A 14,015-nucleotide genomic window follows, 5' to 3' on the forward strand; every position below is an offset into this window, starting at 1 on the left:
GTGTGCGTCGGTATTAGACGGCCAGTCCGGCCTTCTCGCGCTTCGCGGCCTCACGGGCCAGCGAGCGGTCGCGCATCTCCTCGAACTTGACGGCGGCGGCTTCGAGCTCGTCGAGGAAGGCGGCGAGTTCCTCGCGGGTGCGCTCGCCTTCGGCGGTGAAATCTTCGCGCTCGAAGATCTTCCACTTGCGCAGGACGGGCATGACGACCTCGTCCTTGTGCTGGCGGAGGTCGTAGATGCCGTGCTTGGCCATGAGGACGCCGTTGCGGCGGAAGTCGGGCATGCCGGCGCCGGGCATCTCGAAGTGCTTGATGGTGTCGGTGATGGAGCGGATGGCCTGGTCGGGGACGAGGTCGAGGCCGGCGGCGGAGATGTTGCGGTAGAAGATCATGTGCAGGTTCTCGTCGGCGGCGATGCGCTGGAGCATCTTGTCGGCGATGGGGTCCTGGCAGACTTTGCCGGTGTTGCGGTGGCTGACGCGGGTGGCGAGCTCCTGGAAGGTCACGTACGCCACCGAGTGCAGCATCGTCATCTTCTGCTCGGTGTGCTGCGCGACCTTGCCCTGGGGGTCCCAGCCGTTGGTCATGTGGATCATGCGGGCTTGCTCGAGCTTGACCGGGTCGACGCCGCGGGTGACGACGAGGTAGTCGCGCATGGCGATGCCGTGGCGGTTCTCTTCGGAGGTCCAGCGGCCGACCCAGTGGCCCCAGGCGTCGTCCATGGAGAAGTTGGCGGCGATCTCCCGGTGGTAGGTGGGGAGGTTGTCCTCGGTGAGGAGGTTGGTGATCATGGCGGCCTTGGCGACCTCGTCGAGGCGGCTTTCCTCGGGGTCGTAGTCCGATCCGCCGAGGGCGGCGAAGTTCTTGCCGTCCGACCACGGGATGTAGTCGTGGGGGCTCCAGTCCTTCGTCATCGAGAGATGGCGGTTGACGTTGTCCTCGGCGACACCGGAGAGCTCCTGCAGGAGCTCCAGCTGGGTCAGTTGGCGGGTCGACATCATTCCTCTTTCGACGTTTGGATCAGTTCCAGATTATCCCGAAAGTCTACGCACTTCGGTCGTTGTACTCAACGTCCCCAGCGGAAAGTGACCCTTTCGGGTAAGGGACGCACCAGGTGCATCGCCATGGGACGTGGGTACGTTACACCGAGACGAGGGTCACAGGATCCAGCCGAGCTCGCGGGCCCGCACCGCCGCCTCGTACCGGTTCGCGGTTCCCAGCTTCGCCATCGCGGACGAGAGGTAGTTGCGGGTGGTGCCCGCGCTCAGGTGCGCCCGCTTCGCGATCTCCTCGACCGACGCGCCGTCGACGGCGAACTCCAGCACGTCGGCCTCGCGCGGGGTCAGCGGCGAATCGCCCGCGCTGATCGCCTCCGCCGCCAGCTCGGGGTCGACGTACCGCCCGCCGCCGTGGACGGTGCGGATGACCTGCGCCAACGTGGCCGCCGGCACCGTCTTCGGCAGGAACCCGCGGACCCCCGTCGCGAGGGCGCGCTTGAGGTAGCCGGGCCGGCCATGGCTGGTGACGATGAGCGTCGCGGCACCGGGCGTGCGGCGCAGCAGCTCGGCCGCGGTGTCGATGCCGTCCGGGCCCGGCATCTGCAGGTCGATCACCGCGACCGCGGGCGGGAGCCCCTCGGCGACACGGCGCTCCCACAGCGCGATCAGCTCGGTGCCCGACGCCGCCTCCGCGGCCACCGAGATGTCCGGTTCCAGGTCGAGCAGCGCGGCCACGGCCGTGCGGATCAGGTGCTCGTCGTCCGCGATGACCACCTCGATCTCGGGTGTCTCGGTCATGCCGCCTCCCAGGTCGCGGTCAGGGTGAACTCGTCGCCGTCGTGCGCGGCGTCCAGTGCCGCGCCCACCGCCCGGAGCCGCCCGCGCAGCCCGTCGATGCCCGACGGTGCGCCGTCGCCCCCGGTCGCGGGGCCGGCACCGTCGTTGCGCAGGACCAGGCCCGACGGGCGCAGCGTGAGCACGGCCTGCGTGGCCGTGGAGTGCTTGACGATGTTGGTGGTGCCCTCGCGGACGACCCAGGCGGCGGCCTCGTGGAGTGCGGGCGGGATCTCGTCGGGCTCGCCGATGACGCGGAGCTCGCAGCCCGCGGCGGAGAGCAGGGAGCGGGCTCCGGCGACCTCGGTGGCGAGGTCGATGGCGCGGTAGCCGCGGACCAGGGTGCGGGCGTCCTCCATCGAGGAGACCGCGAGGGCCTTGACCTCGTCCATCTCGCCGGCGGCGCGTTCGACGGCGCCCGCTCGGGCGAGCGTGGCGGCGAGCTCGCTCTTGACGGAGATGGCGGAGAAGGCGCGGCCGACCACATCGTGCAGGTCCCGGGAGAAGCGCAGGCGTTCCTCGGCGACCTCGAGTTCGGCCGCGAGCCGCTTGCCGTTCTCCAGCTCGGTGAGGATCTGCATGCCCCAGACGGTGCTGCGCGAGGTCCACATCAGTGCGGCCCCCACCACCAGCAGCAGGAAGCTGACCTGCCAGGCTTCGGGCCCGCGGGTGAGCAGCGGGGTGAGGACGGCGCCGGCGACGAGGACGAACCAGCGGTGCCGCACGAACGGGATCACGCCCGCGGACGCCATGAAGAAGGTCATCGATGCGGTGACCGCGGCCTCGTTCTTGTCCACGCCGGGGAATCGGGCGGCGACGATGGTGGCCAGCCAGACGCCGGCGACCCCTACGACCGCGAACCGCCAGGCGAGGCGTCGCTGGCGGTCGGTCGCGCGGATCGCGAGGTCGGGCTGTGCCTCGATCCCCGCGATCGAGGCGAGGCCGGCGATGACGATGCCGATCGCCGGCCAGGCGCGGGTGCCGCTGACCAGGAGCATGGTGACCACGCCGACCATCACGCTCTGCAGGACGAGCCGGGTGTAGAGGCGGTACTTCTCCACACCCGGCATGTCCCGCCACCACGCCACGACGCGGCGCAGCGGGGCGGGGATCACTCGATCACCCGCGGTCGTCCCAGCGGAACCACTTCTTCGCGAGGATGACTGCGATCACGGTCCATACCGCCAGTGTCGCAAGCGGGCGGCCGGTCTCGCCGAAGGTGGCGGCGAAGCCGAGCGTCGCGGCGTCGTCGGGCGCGCCGGGCGCGAGGCCCGCCTGCCCCAGCCGGATGAGGTCGGAGATCGCGGCGAAGGGGGTCCAGTCGGCGATCAGGGCGAGCCGGTCGGGGAGGATCTGCCGGATGTTGGCCATGCCCACCATCGAGATCACCATGACGGGCATCGACGTGATCTGCGCGGCCTCGGCGTTCTTGGTCATGGCGCTGGTGGCGAGTGCGAGCAGCGTGAAGATCACCAGGCCCGCGGCGAGCGCGAACACCATGAGCAGGGCGTTCACCGGCATCGGCCCGCCCGCGCCGTACACCGCGCCGGACACGATGACCGCGCCGAGCACGGTGAGGGCGATGCCCGGTACCGCGGGGGCGGCGAGGATCTGCAGGTCCGAGGACTCGCCGGTGCGCAGGCGCTTGAGCACGCCCTCGGAGCGACGGGTCGTGACCATCGACAGCACCGAGTAGTACTGCACGAACAGCAGCGCGAAGACCGCGAACATCTCCATCGTGATCGCCACGCCGAGCGGCTTCGGCGCCGCGTCGCCGCGGGCGAGGAAGAACAGGAGCAGCGGCGTCCCGATGGGGAAGACGGTGCCCATGAAGAGCAGCGTCTTGTTGCGCCGGAACTGGAGGAACTCGGCGTGCGCGAGGGCGCGCAGCGGGTGCCGGCCGTATCCGACGGCGGGCGCGGACGGGGTCGCGGCGGTGGTGGCGGTCATGCGGGGGCTCCGATCGGCTCGTCGGCGACGGTCTCGTCGCCGCTCGCGATGGTGAGGAAGACGGACTCGAGGGAGGGGTGCCGGGCCTGCAGCCCGGACAGCGCGAGGTCGCGGCCGGCGGCCCACCCGAGGAGGGCGTGCAGGTCGTCCTGCAACCGGAAGGTGCGCAGGGTGACGCGGCCGGCACCGTCGGCCGCGGCGGACCAGCCGTCGGCGAGCGACGGCAGGGGCACGCCGGGGTCGTCGAACGAGATCTCGGCGGGGTGGCCGCCGACGATCTCGCGGAGCGTCCCGAGCCGGGCGATCGCGCCACGGTGCATGATCGCGATGCGGTCGGCGAGCGCCTCGGCCTCGTCGAGGTAGTGCGTGGTGAGCACCATCGTGACGCCGTCGCGCTTGAGCTCGCTGAGCAGCTTCCAGGTGGCGCGGCGGCTCTCGGGGTCGAGGCCGGTGGTCGGCTCGTCGAGGAACAGCAGCCGCGGCTGCCCGATGAGCGCGCACGCCAGGTCGACGCGCCGCTTCTCGCCGCCCGAGAGGGCGCCCACCCGGACGTCGGCGCGCTCGCGCAGGTTCACGCGGTCGAGCACGGCGTCGGCGGTGGTGGGGTTGCTGCAGGTGCCGCGCCACATCTCGAGGGTCTCGCGCACGGTCAGCTCGGCGGGCAGGCCGCCGGACTGCAGCATGATGCCGGTCAGCGGGCGGACCCGGCGCCGCTCGGCGTGCGGGTCGAGGCCGAAGACGGCGAGCTCGCCGGCGCTGGGCCGGGCGAGGCCCTCCAGCAGGTCGAGGGTCGAGGTCTTGCCGGCGCCGTTGGTGCCGAGGAGCGCGAAGACCTCGCCAGCCTCGACGCGCAGGTCGATGCCGCGGACGGCCTCGAAGGCGTCGGCGCCGGTGCCGTACGTGCGGCGCAGACCGGTCGCCTCGATGACGGGGCCGGGGGCGGACGCGGGGGCGCTCATCGACGGTCCCACTTCCGCATGCCGAGCACCCACCGCACCGCGAGGTGCAGCGCGGCGACGCCGGCGACGATCGAGGCCAGCACGACGGGCGGCTGCAGCACGACCACGACGAGCGCGATGAGCACGACCGTCGCGACGATCACGGCGCCCTCGCGGGCCCGGGTCGGGGCGGGGCCGAGGCGGCACACGTCGACGAAGAAGTCGTGCAGCCCGCCGGACGACGGTGCCGCCGGCGGATGGTCGGGACGGTGGGCGGTGTGGAGATCGTTGGCGTTCATGCATTCAGCTTGTCCGCGATCCGGGCCGCCCAGTAGTGCGCGCTGTCAGCGGTTTCCCGCAGGTTGTCACCGATTCCCGATGACATCTGTCATGCCGGGCGGCCGCACCGCCCCCGTGCGATCATGAATTCGTTACCGAATCTTTTCCCGTTCTTCCTCCGCCGGACGGGGAAGTGCAGCACGCTACGGCAGTGACCGCCACGACCGAACGGGTGGAGCCATCACCCAAGACGGGGCTGGCCGCCAACCTGGTACTCAAGGACAACCTGCTGTTCCTGTTGTTCGTCGTGCCGAACCTGGTGCTGCTGGCCGTCTTCACCTATCGCCCGCTGATCGACAACGTGCGCCTGAGCTTCCAGGACTGGTCGCTCGCCAGCGTGGACCCGGCGCGGTGGATCGGTCTCGACAACTATCGCGAGTTCTTCTCCAAGGCGGAGAGCTGGCAGGTCGTCACGATCACGCTGATCTTCACGGTGAGCGCGGTCATCTTCTCCATGGTGCTGGGCCTGGCGCTGGCGATGCTGCTCGATCAGAACCTCAAGGGCCGCAACCTGGTCCGCTCCGCGGTCTTCGCGCCCTTCGTGATCTCGGGCGCGGCGATCGGCGCAGCCTTCTACTTCGTCTTCAACCCGCAGTTCGGGGCGGTCGCCTCGATCCTGGCGTGGTTCGGCATCGAGAGCCCGGACTTCTACCAGAATCCGGGCTGGGCGCTGTTCCTGGTGACCTTCACCTACATCTGGAAGAACCTGGGCTACACCTTCGTCATCTACCTCGCCGCGCTGCAGGGCCTCAACAAGGACCTCGACGAGGCCGCCGCGATCGACGGCACGCCGCCGTGGCGCAAGTTCGTGCGCGTCACGCTGCCGCAGCTGCGGCCCGCGACCTACTTCCTGTCGATCACCGTGCTGCTCAACAGCCTTCAGGTCTTCGACATCATCAACATCATGTTCCCCGCGGGCGGCCCGCAGGGCGGCACCACGACGATGGTCTTCGACATCTACTGGCAGACCTTCCGGAACCAACGCGCCGGCTACGGCGCGACCATCGCGACGATCATGTTCCTCGTGCTGCTCATCGTGACCGTGGTGCAGGTGCGGATGATGGATCGGGGGGACGACAAGTGAGCGGATCGCCTACGGGCACCACCGGAATGAAGGCGCTCGGCTACCTCGGCATGGCGGCGACGCTGCTGCTCGTGGCCGTGCCCGTGTACTTCATCGTGATCACCTCGTTCAAGGACCGGCCGGACATCTTCGTCTCGCCCGCGACGTGGTGGCCGCCGACCTGGTACCCCGAGAACTACAGCTACGTGACGCAGGAGATCCCGTACTGGCAGTACCTGCGGAACTCGGCGATCATCACCCTCGTCACCGGGACCATCAAGTTCGTCCTCGGCGTGAGCACCGCCTACGCGCTGGTCTTCCTGCGCTTCCCGTTCAAGAAGCTGCTGTTCCTCGTCGTGATCGCGGCGCTCATGGTGCCCAACCAGATCACGGTGATCTCGAACTACGCGCTCATGGCCGACTACCGCAACACCTTCGTCGGCATCATCCTGCCGCTCGCGGGCGTCGCCTTCGGCACCTTCCTCATGCGCAACCACTTCCTCTCGCTGCCGAAGGAGATCGTGGAGGCGGCGCGCATGGACGGGGCCGGTCACCTGCGGCTGCTGTTCCGGGTGATCCTGCCGATCTCGATCCCCACGATGGTGGCCTTCGCGGTCATCACGCTGGTGAACGAGTGGAACGAGTACCTCTGGCCGTTCCTCATGTCGGACAACGCCGCCGTCGCGCCGCTGCCCGTCGGCCTCACCCTGCTCCAGAACACCGAGCAGGGGGTGAACTGGGGGCCCGTCATGGCGGCCACCCTGCTCACCGCCCTGCCGATGCTCATCGTCTTCCTGATCCTGCAGCGGCAGATGATCAAGGGCCTGACCTCCGGCGCCGTCAAGGGCTGACCGGGACCACCACAGAAGAAACACCAAGGGAGAAACTCATGGGCGACTTCACACGGCGCGGATTCCTCGTCACCGGCCTCGCGGCGACCGCGGCGGTGGCGGCGGCGTGCGCCGGCTCGGGATCGGGCGGCGGCTCGTCGAACTCGGGCAGCGGCGGCAGCGGCGGCGACATCACGCTGCGCTTCCTCAGCAACCACCCCGGCAGCTCGAAGGCCACCGAGCAGGCGCTGATCGAGGAGTTCCAGAAGGCCAACCCCGGCATCAAGGTGGAGCTGCTGGACGGCGGCAAGAACTACGAGCAGGTGGCCCAGAAGTTCCAGACCTCGCTCTCGGGCGGCGACAAGGCCGACATCATCGTCGTCTCCGACGTCACCTGGTTCAACTTCGCGCTGAACAAGCAGATCGCGCCCCTCGACGACCTCTTCGGCGCGGCCGGCCTCAAGCCCGAGGACTACGTCGACTCCCTTCTCGCCGACACGAAGTTCGAGGGCAAGCACTACGCCGTGCCCTTCGCCCGCTCGACGCCGTTGTTCTACTACAACAAGGACGTCTGGAAGAAGGCCGGCCTCGAGGACCGCGGCCCCAAGGACTGGGACGAGTTCGCGCAGTGGGCGCCCCGCATCCAGGAGGCCATCGGCGGCGACAAGAAGGCCATCGTCATCGCCGACGGCGAGAACTACATCGACTGGGTCTTCGAGGGCTGGAACTGGTCCAAGGGCGGCGCCTACTCCGACGGCTGGGACCTGAAGTTCACCACTCCGGAGTCGATCGCCGCGGCCAACCAGCTCAAGGACGTCATCGGCAAGTGGGGCCGCCTGGCCACCACCCCGGAGAACGACTTCGGCGCCGGCCTGGCCGCCGTCACCCTGCAGTCCACCGGCTCGCTCAAGACGATCAGCACCACCGCCAAGTTCGAGCTGGGCACCGCCTTCCTGCCCGGCCCCGCCGGCAAGTCGTGCCCCACCGGCGGCGCGGGTGTCGCGGTGGCCGAGGGCATCTCGGCCGAGCGCAAGGCCGCGGCCGTGAAGTTCATCGAGTTCCTCACCAACACGGCGAACACCTCGAAGTTCTCGCAGGCCACCGGCTACATGCCGGTGCGCAAGGCCGCCGTCGACGAGCCCTCGATGAAGGCCTTCATCGAGAAGAACCCGAACTTCGGCACCGCCGTCAAGCAGCTCCCGCTGACCCGCAGCCAGGACAACGCCCGCGTCTTCGTGCCGGGCGGCGGCGAGGACATCGGCCGCGCGCTGCAGCAGATCGCGACCGGCGGCGACGCCGCGGCCGTGCTCGGGGCGCTGCAGAAGACCATCCAGGGGAAGATCGACTCGCAGATCAAGCCCAAGCTGCCGAAGTAGTCCCGGCAGCAAACGGTTCCGTACGAACTAGGAGTGACAGGAAGACCATGGCAACGGTGCGTTTCGACGGTGCGACCGTCCAGTACCCGGGCGCCGAGCGGCCCTCGGTCAGCTCGCTCGACCTGGACATCGCCGACGGCGAGTTCGTCGTGCTGGTCGGCCCGTCGGGCTGCGGCAAGTCCACCAGCCTGCGGGCGCTGGCCGGGCTCGAGGCCGTGACGGACGGGCGGATCCTCATCGACGACGTGGACGTCACGGCGGTCTCGCCGAAGAAGCGCGACGTGGCCATGGTCTTCCAGAACTACGCGCTCTACCCGAACATGACGGTGGCGCAGAACATGGGCTTCGCGCTGCGCAACGCCGGTGTCTCCAAGGAGGACACGGCGAAGCAGGTCGCCGAGGCGGCGGCGATGCTGGAGCTGGAGCCCCTGCTCGACCGCAAGCCCGCGCGGCTCTCGGGCGGGCAGCGGCAGCGCGTCGCCATGGGGCGCGCCATCGTGCGTCACCCCAAGGTCTTCGCGATGGACGAGCCGCTGTCGAACCTCGATGCGCGGCTGCGGGTCTCGACCCGCTCGCAGATCTCCGCGCTGCAGCGGCGACTCGGCGTCACCACGCTCTACGTGACGCACGACCAGGTCGAGGCCATGACCATGGGCGACCGCGTCGCGGTGCTCAAGGACGGCCTACTGCAGCAGGCCGCGCCGCCGCGCGAGCTGTACGACGACCCGGTCAACACCTTCGTCGCGGGCTTCCTCGGCTCGCCCGGCATGAACCTGCTCACCGTGCCCCGCACCGACGCCGGCGCCGACCTCGGCGGCGCGACCGTGCCGGTGCCGCGCACCGTCGAATCCGGTACGACGGTGACCGTCGGCCTGCGGCCCGAGGCCTTCGACGTGGTCGCGGCGGGCACGCCGGGCGCGGCCAAGGGCACCGTCGCCCTGGTCGAGGAGTTGGGCGCCGAGGCGCTCGTCTACGTCACCGTGGAGGGCCAGGACAAGCCGGTCGTGGCGCGCGCCGACCGCGCGTCGACGCTACGAGCCGGCGAGGAGACCGGCCTCGTTCCGGCGGCGGAGCAGGCGCTGTTCTTCCACGCGGAAACGGGCGACCGGCTGCGCTGACCGCCCGCCGCGCAGGAACATCCGCCGCTGCGCCGTCACCCGGTGCAGGTCCAGCATCGCGTCCACAGCGCGGTCCCAGGTGTACTGCTCGGCACAGACCCGTGCCGCCGTGCGGTACTCGTCGCGCTCCAGCACCGCCCGCACCACCGCGGCGAACGCGGCTCCCGTGTCGGCGGCCGGAAGGCCGCACCCGTCGCGGGTCACGTCGGCAAGGGCGCTGTTGCGCGACACCACGATCGGCGTGCCGGACGCCAGCGCCTCCATCGCGCTGAGCCCGAAGGTCTCGTGCGGGCCCGGGCAGATCGCGACGTCCGCCGCCGCGAGCAGGTCGGCGAGGGCGTCGCGGTCCGCGAGGTGCCCGGTGAAGGTGACCGGCAGCCCGCGGGCCTGCCGCCGCAGCTCGTCGGCCATGGCGCCGTCACCCGCGATCACCAGGCGGGCACGGACACCGTCGGCCACGAGGGCCCGCACGACCTCGATCCCGCGCGCCGGGTGCTTCTCCATCGACAGCCGGCAGGACTGCACGAGGAGGACGTCCGCAGCGGTGTCGTGCGGCCCGCTCGCTCCGCTCCCGGCGCCGGTGGCCCAGCGGGCGCGCGCCGATGGGGTGGCGCGGTCCGGGCGGAACGTCGCGAGGTCGACGCCCAGCGGCACCGTCTCGACGTTCGGCGCCTGCACCCGGGCGAACTCCTCGCCGGCGAAGGCGGTCGTGCACACGACGGTGTCGTAGCTGCGCGCAGTGCCGAGGTTCGCGACGTCGGCGGCCCAGGTCGCGACGCTCGACGGGGCCCCGAGCTCGATCATCCGGTCCAGTCGCTCGTGGCTGATCATGATCGAGCCGATGCCGTGCGCCTTCGCCCACGGGCCCATGCCGCGCAGCGTGAGACGGTCGGAGACCTCGAGGCTGTCGGCGCCGAGGCGGGGGAGGAGCCGGCGGATGAGGACCGGGCTCGCCGCCCGGTAGCCCTCCACCTTGAAGAACTTGCGGCCCGGGACGGTGATGCGGCGGACGCCCGAATCCAGCACCTCGTCGTCGTGCGCGGGGCCCGCGACCACCAGCGTGACGGCGTGCCCGCGGGCGGCGTAGCCCGCGCCCCACTGGTCCACGGCCGTGCGCAGGCCGCCGGAGCGGGGCCCGTAGAAATTCGCCAGCTGAACGATGTGCATCGGCTGCATCCCGCCAGGCTGCCCGTGGGGGCGGTCGCGGGGGTGAACGGGCGGAATCCGCTGGACGAACTGTGTGAACTTGTCGGTCCACAGGAGCAGAATCAGGGCATGACGGTACGCCTGAACCCCTACATCAGCTTCTCCGACAACGCCCGCGAGGCACTCGAGTTCTACCGGGACGTCTTCGGTGGCGAGCTTGAGATCTCCACCTTCGAGGGCATGCCGCCCGAGATGCTCACCGATCCCTCCGACGCCACCAAGGTGATGCACGGCCAGCTCACCACGGCGGACGGCTTCACCCTCATGTGCGCCGATACGCCGACCGGGATGCCGCGGAACGTCGGTGACGACGTGTCCGTCTCCCTGTCGGGCGACGATCTCGCGAAGCTCACCGGGTGGTGGGAGAAGCTGTCCGCCAGCGGCTCCGTCACCGTCCCGTTCGTGCAGGCACCGTGGGGTGACACCTTCGGCATGTGCATCGACGGCTTCGGCGTGCACTGGATGGTCAACGCCGCGGCGCCGAGCTGACCTGTCGACGAAGTCCCGCAGCCCCGTGGGGGAACGGCCATCGGTCTCCCTTTCGGGAGTTGCAGGACTTGCAGGCGGGTCGGAGGTTCGCGAGCATGTCCGGCCCGCCCTTCGACAGTGGCTTCACGTGATCGACGGTGCGGACCCGATTCGTGGTGAAGGGCTTGCCGCAGACCCAGCATCCCGACCACAAGGACATGCGCGCACTGAGTAGGTCACTTGTGAACGGCAGCGCTGTAGCGTTCTTCAGGCGCGCCGCCCGCCGGTGGCGTTCGCGCCGCCGGTTCTCAGGATGGGCTGCGTACCACGCGCGTTTGCGGGCATCGAGGGTCGCACGCATGGACGGATCGTCGCGGTACGCCCGGTGCAACGCGAGCACACGTTCTCGATTGTTCGCGTACCAGTCCTTGTAGTACGCGGACTGCGCGGCAGCCCGACGGCGACGCTTCTCCTTGAACCGGTCGGACTGCGCTCGCACGCGATCTTTCTCAGCGAATCGCTCGGGGTCCCTCGCCCGTGCTCGACGTGCGCGTTCCGCAGCGCCTACATCAGGTTTGACTTGGCGGTACGCCCGGCTGCGCGCCGATTGGCATTGTCGACAGAATCGATACGGCCTGGCGCGACCCTTGCGCCGATAGAAGTCGGACAGGGGGAGCTCGCGCTTACAGTCGACACAAACCTGAGTGCTATCCACGGCGCCCTCGTACTCTCGGCGTTCCCGGGGGCACTGGTACTCTCGCATCGCGCCCCCCTAGCTCAATTGGCAGAGCATCCGACTTTTAATCGGCTGGTTGTGGGTTCGAGTCCCACGGGGGGCACTCGCACTTATCCTCATTCTCGCGGTCACCACTGACAGGTTTCTTCGGGCTGTTGTTGCCGCACATCGGTGGGCTGAGGGAGGTTCGCGTGGATCCGCTCGAGTTCGTCACCGTCGATGAGTGGGAGCGCTGGCTCGAGAACCACCATGCGGATGCGGGGGAGGTGTGGCTGCGGATCGCGAGACGGAACTCCGCCGTCCCGGGTCTGACGATCGAGGACGCGCTCGACGGGGCGCTCTGCTTCGGGTGGATCGACGGGCAGCGGAAGTCGAACGACGCCGAATCGTTCCTGCAGCGCTATTCGCCGAGGCGCCGCACCAGTTCGTGGTCGCGGATCAACGTGGAGAAGTTCGAGGCGCTGGCCGCCGCGGGCCGGGTGCGGCCCGCGGGCTACGCGCAGCGCGACGCCGCGCAGGCGGACGGGCGCTGGGACGCCGCGTACGAGTCCCAGCGCACCGCAGAGACGCCGCCCGATCTCAGGGCGGCGCTGGCCGAGAACCCCACCGCCGCGACGGCGTTCGAGGCGATGAGCCGCTCCGACCGCTACGCCGTGATCCTGCCGCTCCTCAAGGCTCGCACCCCGCAGCGGCGCGCCGAGCTCGTCGCGCGGGCTGTTGCCGAGCTCACGGCCTCAGGAAATCGAGCCCAGGACGCGTAGACGCGTGCAGGTGCACGCCCACGGTCACAGAACTCGACATCGTGAGCGGCCTGGCTCACGCGTACGGCTCGAGCGCGAACCTGCCCCACGCGACGAACGCGAGGGCGGCGATGAACACGACGTCGCCGGCCATGTACCCCCACTCGTCGCGACGGAACCGCGTCGTCGCGGCGCCCGACATGAACAGGGCGAGCCCGCACGCGGCGAGTGGTGAGAGCATCGTCGCCACCCCGGTGACGGCCGGCAGGATCAACCCGAGCCCGCCCATTACCTTGATCGTTCCGATCGCCTTCAGGTGGCCGTCGCCGAAGTCGTCCACCCAGTGCTGATTCGCGCCGAGAGCCCGGTAGCGATCGCGGGGGAGCGCGAGCAGGGCCAGGCCGCCGGCGGTGAAGCCGAGGGCCAGGACGGCGGTGATGATCCACAGTGCGGTGTTCATGGCGGTGTCCTCTCGTTACCTTCGCCCGTGCGGGCTCGTCACAGGTCTGACGGATGACCGCATGGAAAGGTAACGACGATGGACCGCACGACCCGCACGGAGCAGTTCGAGCAGCACAGGGCGCGACTGATCGCGGTCGCCACGCGCGCCCTCGGGTCCCGCGCGGACGCCGAGGACGCGGTCCAGGAGGCGTGGCTGCGCCTCGACCGGTACGACGGTCCGCCGATCGAGAACCCCGGCGGCTGGCTCACCCGCGTGGTCGGACGGATCTGCATCGACGTCCTGCGCTCCCGCACGGCGCACCCCGAGACGGAGTTCGACGACGCCGCCCCGATCGTCACCGACGACGACGGACCGGAAGACGTCGCCGTCGCAGCGGACGCCGTCGGGCTCGCGCTGATGGTGGTGCTCGACTCACTCAAACCGGACGAGCGCCTGGCCTTCGTCCTCCACGACCTGTTCGCGGTGCCGTTCGCCGAGATCGGCGCCATCGTCGGCCGCTCGCCCGACGCCGCGAAGATGGCGGCGAGCAGGGCGCGGCGCCGGGTGCAGGGTGGCCCGCCGCCGATGGCCGAGCGTCGCGAGCAGCGCGCGGTCGTGGACGCCTTCCTCGCCGCCGCGCGCGGCGGCGACTTCGATGCCCTGTTGCGGGTGCTGGATCCCGACCTCACGTGGACCCGCCGAACGCCCCGCGGCGAGGTGGTCACCGTGGGCGCGAACGCGGTGCTCGAGGCGGTTCGACGGGGTGACCCGAGCCGGATCGAGGCACGCCGGGTCAGCGTGAACGGGTCGCCCGGGATCCTGGTCTGGGGGCCGAGCGGGAAGCCGGTCGGGCTCATGGCGTGCACCGTGGTCGGCGGCCGGATCGTCGACGTGGTCTCCATCATCGACCCGGCGCGGCTGGCGCGGATGGATCTGCCCGCCCGGTGATCGCTTCGGGGCTGTTCAGCCGCTGTTCAC

Annotated in this window: 16 protein-coding genes and 1 tRNA gene; 8 read left to right on the forward strand and 9 right to left on the reverse strand. The window is 70.1% G+C overall.

What is annotated here, in order from left to right:
• Window positions 1-13 precede the first annotated feature (13 nt).
• The 6 genes from ACLQ3K_RS09190 to ACLQ3K_RS09215 all read right to left on the reverse strand — a co-directional run bounded on the left by ACLQ3K_RS09190 (window position 14) and on the right by ACLQ3K_RS09215 (window position 5,018).
• Complete coding sequence (locus ACLQ3K_RS09190) at window positions 14-1,000, reverse strand: acyl-ACP desaturase (protein WP_425998723.1); 987 nt, start codon at window positions 998-1,000, stop codon at window positions 14-16.
• 156 nt (window positions 1,001-1,156) lie between these two features.
• Complete coding sequence (locus ACLQ3K_RS09195) at window positions 1,157-1,795, reverse strand: response regulator (RefSeq protein WP_425998725.1); 639 nt, start codon at window positions 1,793-1,795, stop codon at window positions 1,157-1,159.
• Window positions 1,792-2,946: a sensor histidine kinase gene (locus ACLQ3K_RS09200; RefSeq protein ID WP_224647393.1), complete on the reverse strand. Its 1,155-nt coding sequence runs from the start codon at window positions 2,944-2,946 to the stop codon at window positions 1,792-1,794. The genes ACLQ3K_RS09195 and ACLQ3K_RS09200 overlap by 4 nt, the downstream gene beginning before the upstream one ends.
• Window positions 2,947-2,950: 4 nt before the next feature.
• Window positions 2,951-3,781 (reverse strand): ABC transporter permease, encoded by an 831-nt coding sequence (locus tag ACLQ3K_RS09205; protein ID WP_425998727.1) that lies wholly within the window; start codon window positions 3,779-3,781, stop codon window positions 2,951-2,953.
• Window positions 3,778-4,740, reverse strand: coding sequence for an ABC transporter ATP-binding protein (locus ACLQ3K_RS09210; RefSeq protein WP_425998729.1), 963 nt, complete (start codon window positions 4,738-4,740; stop codon window positions 3,778-3,780). Before ACLQ3K_RS09210 ends, ACLQ3K_RS09205 begins: the two co-directional genes overlap by 4 nt.
• Entirely contained in the window at window positions 4,737-5,018 is a 282-nt protein-coding gene (locus ACLQ3K_RS09215; protein WP_224647387.1) for a hypothetical protein, read from the reverse strand. Before ACLQ3K_RS09215 ends, ACLQ3K_RS09210 begins: the two co-directional genes overlap by 4 nt.
• 191 nt (window positions 5,019-5,209) lie before the next feature.
• Between ACLQ3K_RS09215 and ACLQ3K_RS09220 the strand changes: the two genes are divergently transcribed.
• The 4 genes from ACLQ3K_RS09220 to ACLQ3K_RS09235 are packed head-to-tail and all read left to right on the forward strand — an operon-like array spanning window position 5,210 to window position 9,445.
• Window positions 5,210-6,142, forward strand: coding sequence for a carbohydrate ABC transporter permease (locus ACLQ3K_RS09220; RefSeq protein WP_425998732.1), 933 nt, complete (start codon window positions 5,210-5,212; stop codon window positions 6,140-6,142).
• A gap of 26 nt (window positions 6,143-6,168) precedes the next feature.
• Complete coding sequence (locus ACLQ3K_RS09225; RefSeq protein WP_224647399.1) at window positions 6,169-6,972, forward strand: carbohydrate ABC transporter permease; 804 nt, start codon at window positions 6,169-6,171, stop codon at window positions 6,970-6,972.
• 38 nt (window positions 6,973-7,010) lie between these two features.
• The gene (locus tag ACLQ3K_RS09230) at window positions 7,011-8,327 is read left to right on the forward strand and encodes an ABC transporter substrate-binding protein (RefSeq protein WP_425998734.1); all 1,317 of its coding nucleotides are present in this window, start codon (window positions 7,011-7,013) and stop codon (window positions 8,325-8,327) included.
• A gap of 47 nt (window positions 8,328-8,374) precedes the next feature.
• Complete coding sequence (locus tag ACLQ3K_RS09235) at window positions 8,375-9,445, forward strand: ABC transporter ATP-binding protein (protein ID WP_425998736.1); 1,071 nt, start codon at window positions 8,375-8,377, stop codon at window positions 9,443-9,445.
• On the opposite strand, the gene ACLQ3K_RS09240 is transcribed toward ACLQ3K_RS09235, so the two are convergent.
• Window positions 9,359-10,621 carry a glycosyltransferase gene (locus ACLQ3K_RS09240; RefSeq protein WP_425998738.1) on the reverse strand — a complete coding sequence of 421 codons (1,263 nt, stop codon included), beginning with the start codon at window positions 10,619-10,621 and terminating at the stop codon, window positions 9,359-9,361. The genes ACLQ3K_RS09235 and ACLQ3K_RS09240 overlap by 87 nt on opposite strands.
• A gap of 99 nt (window positions 10,622-10,720) precedes the next feature.
• Between ACLQ3K_RS09240 and ACLQ3K_RS09245 the strand changes: the two genes are divergently transcribed.
• Complete coding sequence (locus ACLQ3K_RS09245) at window positions 10,721-11,140, forward strand: VOC family protein (RefSeq protein WP_425998740.1); 420 nt, start codon at window positions 10,721-10,723, stop codon at window positions 11,138-11,140.
• Here the strand turns inward: ACLQ3K_RS09245 and ACLQ3K_RS09250 are convergent.
• Window positions 11,118-11,882, reverse strand: a complete 765-nt coding sequence (locus tag ACLQ3K_RS09250; protein WP_425998742.1) for an HNH endonuclease — start codon at window positions 11,880-11,882, stop codon at window positions 11,118-11,120. The genes ACLQ3K_RS09245 and ACLQ3K_RS09250 overlap by 23 nt on opposite strands.
• 3 nt (window positions 11,883-11,885) lie before the next feature.
• Between ACLQ3K_RS09250 and ACLQ3K_RS09255 the strand changes: the two genes are divergently transcribed.
• Window positions 11,886-11,958, forward strand: a tRNA-Lys gene (locus tag ACLQ3K_RS09255).
• Window positions 11,959-12,046: 88 nt separating this feature from the next.
• Window positions 12,047-12,616 carry a YdeI/OmpD-associated family protein gene (locus ACLQ3K_RS09260; RefSeq protein ID WP_425998744.1) on the forward strand — a complete coding sequence of 190 codons (570 nt, stop codon included), beginning with the start codon at window positions 12,047-12,049 and terminating at the stop codon, window positions 12,614-12,616.
• A 55-nt stretch (window positions 12,617-12,671) separates the two neighbouring features.
• On the opposite strand, the gene ACLQ3K_RS09265 is transcribed toward ACLQ3K_RS09260, so the two are convergent.
• Window positions 12,672-13,055, reverse strand: coding sequence for a DoxX family protein (locus tag ACLQ3K_RS09265; protein ID WP_425998746.1), 384 nt, complete (start codon window positions 13,053-13,055; stop codon window positions 12,672-12,674).
• Window positions 13,056-13,133: 78 nt separating this feature from the next.
• Here ACLQ3K_RS09265 and ACLQ3K_RS09270 point away from each other — a divergent pair, with 78 nt between their 5' ends.
• On the forward strand, window positions 13,134-13,985 hold the full coding sequence (locus ACLQ3K_RS09270; RefSeq protein WP_425998748.1) for a sigma-70 family RNA polymerase sigma factor: 852 nt from the start codon (window positions 13,134-13,136) through the stop codon (window positions 13,983-13,985).
• Window positions 13,986-14,015: the final 30 nt, after the last annotated feature.

This window comes from Tsukamurella sp. DT100, assembly GCF_049844855.1.
Lineage (GTDB): Bacteria > Actinomycetota > Actinomycetes > Mycobacteriales > Mycobacteriaceae > Tsukamurella.

Bases quoted from the DNA above. Each gene is read 5' to 3' on its own strand.
- ACLQ3K_RS09210 (WP_425998729.1), bottom strand. From the start codon at position 4,740: ATGAGCGCCCCCGCGTCCGCCCCCGGCCCCGTCATCGAGGCGACCGGT.
- ACLQ3K_RS09225 (WP_224647399.1), top strand. From the start codon at position 6,169: ATGAAGGCGCTCGGCTACCTCGGCATGGCGGCGACGCTGCTGCTCGTG.
- ACLQ3K_RS09270 (WP_425998748.1), top strand. From the start codon at position 13,134: ATGGACCGCACGACCCGCACGGAGCAGTTCGAGCAGCACAGGGCGCGA.
- ACLQ3K_RS09265 (WP_425998746.1), bottom strand. From the start codon at position 13,055: ATGAACACCGCACTGTGGATCATCACCGCCGTCCTGGCCCTCGGCTTC.
- ACLQ3K_RS09215 (WP_224647387.1), bottom strand. From the start codon at position 5,018: ATGAACGCCAACGATCTCCACACCGCCCACCGTCCCGACCATCCGCCG.
- ACLQ3K_RS09205 (WP_425998727.1), bottom strand. From the start codon at position 3,781: ATGACCGCCACCACCGCCGCGACCCCGTCCGCGCCCGCCGTCGGATAC.
- ACLQ3K_RS09240 (WP_425998738.1), bottom strand. From the start codon at position 10,621: ATGCAGCCGATGCACATCGTTCAGCTGGCGAATTTCTACGGGCCCCGC.
- ACLQ3K_RS09230 (WP_425998734.1), top strand. From the start codon at position 7,011: ATGGGCGACTTCACACGGCGCGGATTCCTCGTCACCGGCCTCGCGGCG.
- ACLQ3K_RS09190 (WP_425998723.1), bottom strand. From the start codon at position 1,000: ATGATGTCGACCCGCCAACTGACCCAGCTGGAGCTCCTGCAGGAGCTC.
- ACLQ3K_RS09235 (WP_425998736.1), top strand. From the start codon at position 8,375: ATGGCAACGGTGCGTTTCGACGGTGCGACCGTCCAGTACCCGGGCGCC.
- ACLQ3K_RS09195 (WP_425998725.1), bottom strand. From the start codon at position 1,795: ATGACCGAGACACCCGAGATCGAGGTGGTCATCGCGGACGACGAGCAC.
- ACLQ3K_RS09245 (WP_425998740.1), top strand. From the start codon at position 10,721: ATGACGGTACGCCTGAACCCCTACATCAGCTTCTCCGACAACGCCCGC.
- ACLQ3K_RS09250 (WP_425998742.1), bottom strand. From the start codon at position 11,882: ATGCGAGAGTACCAGTGCCCCCGGGAACGCCGAGAGTACGAGGGCGCC.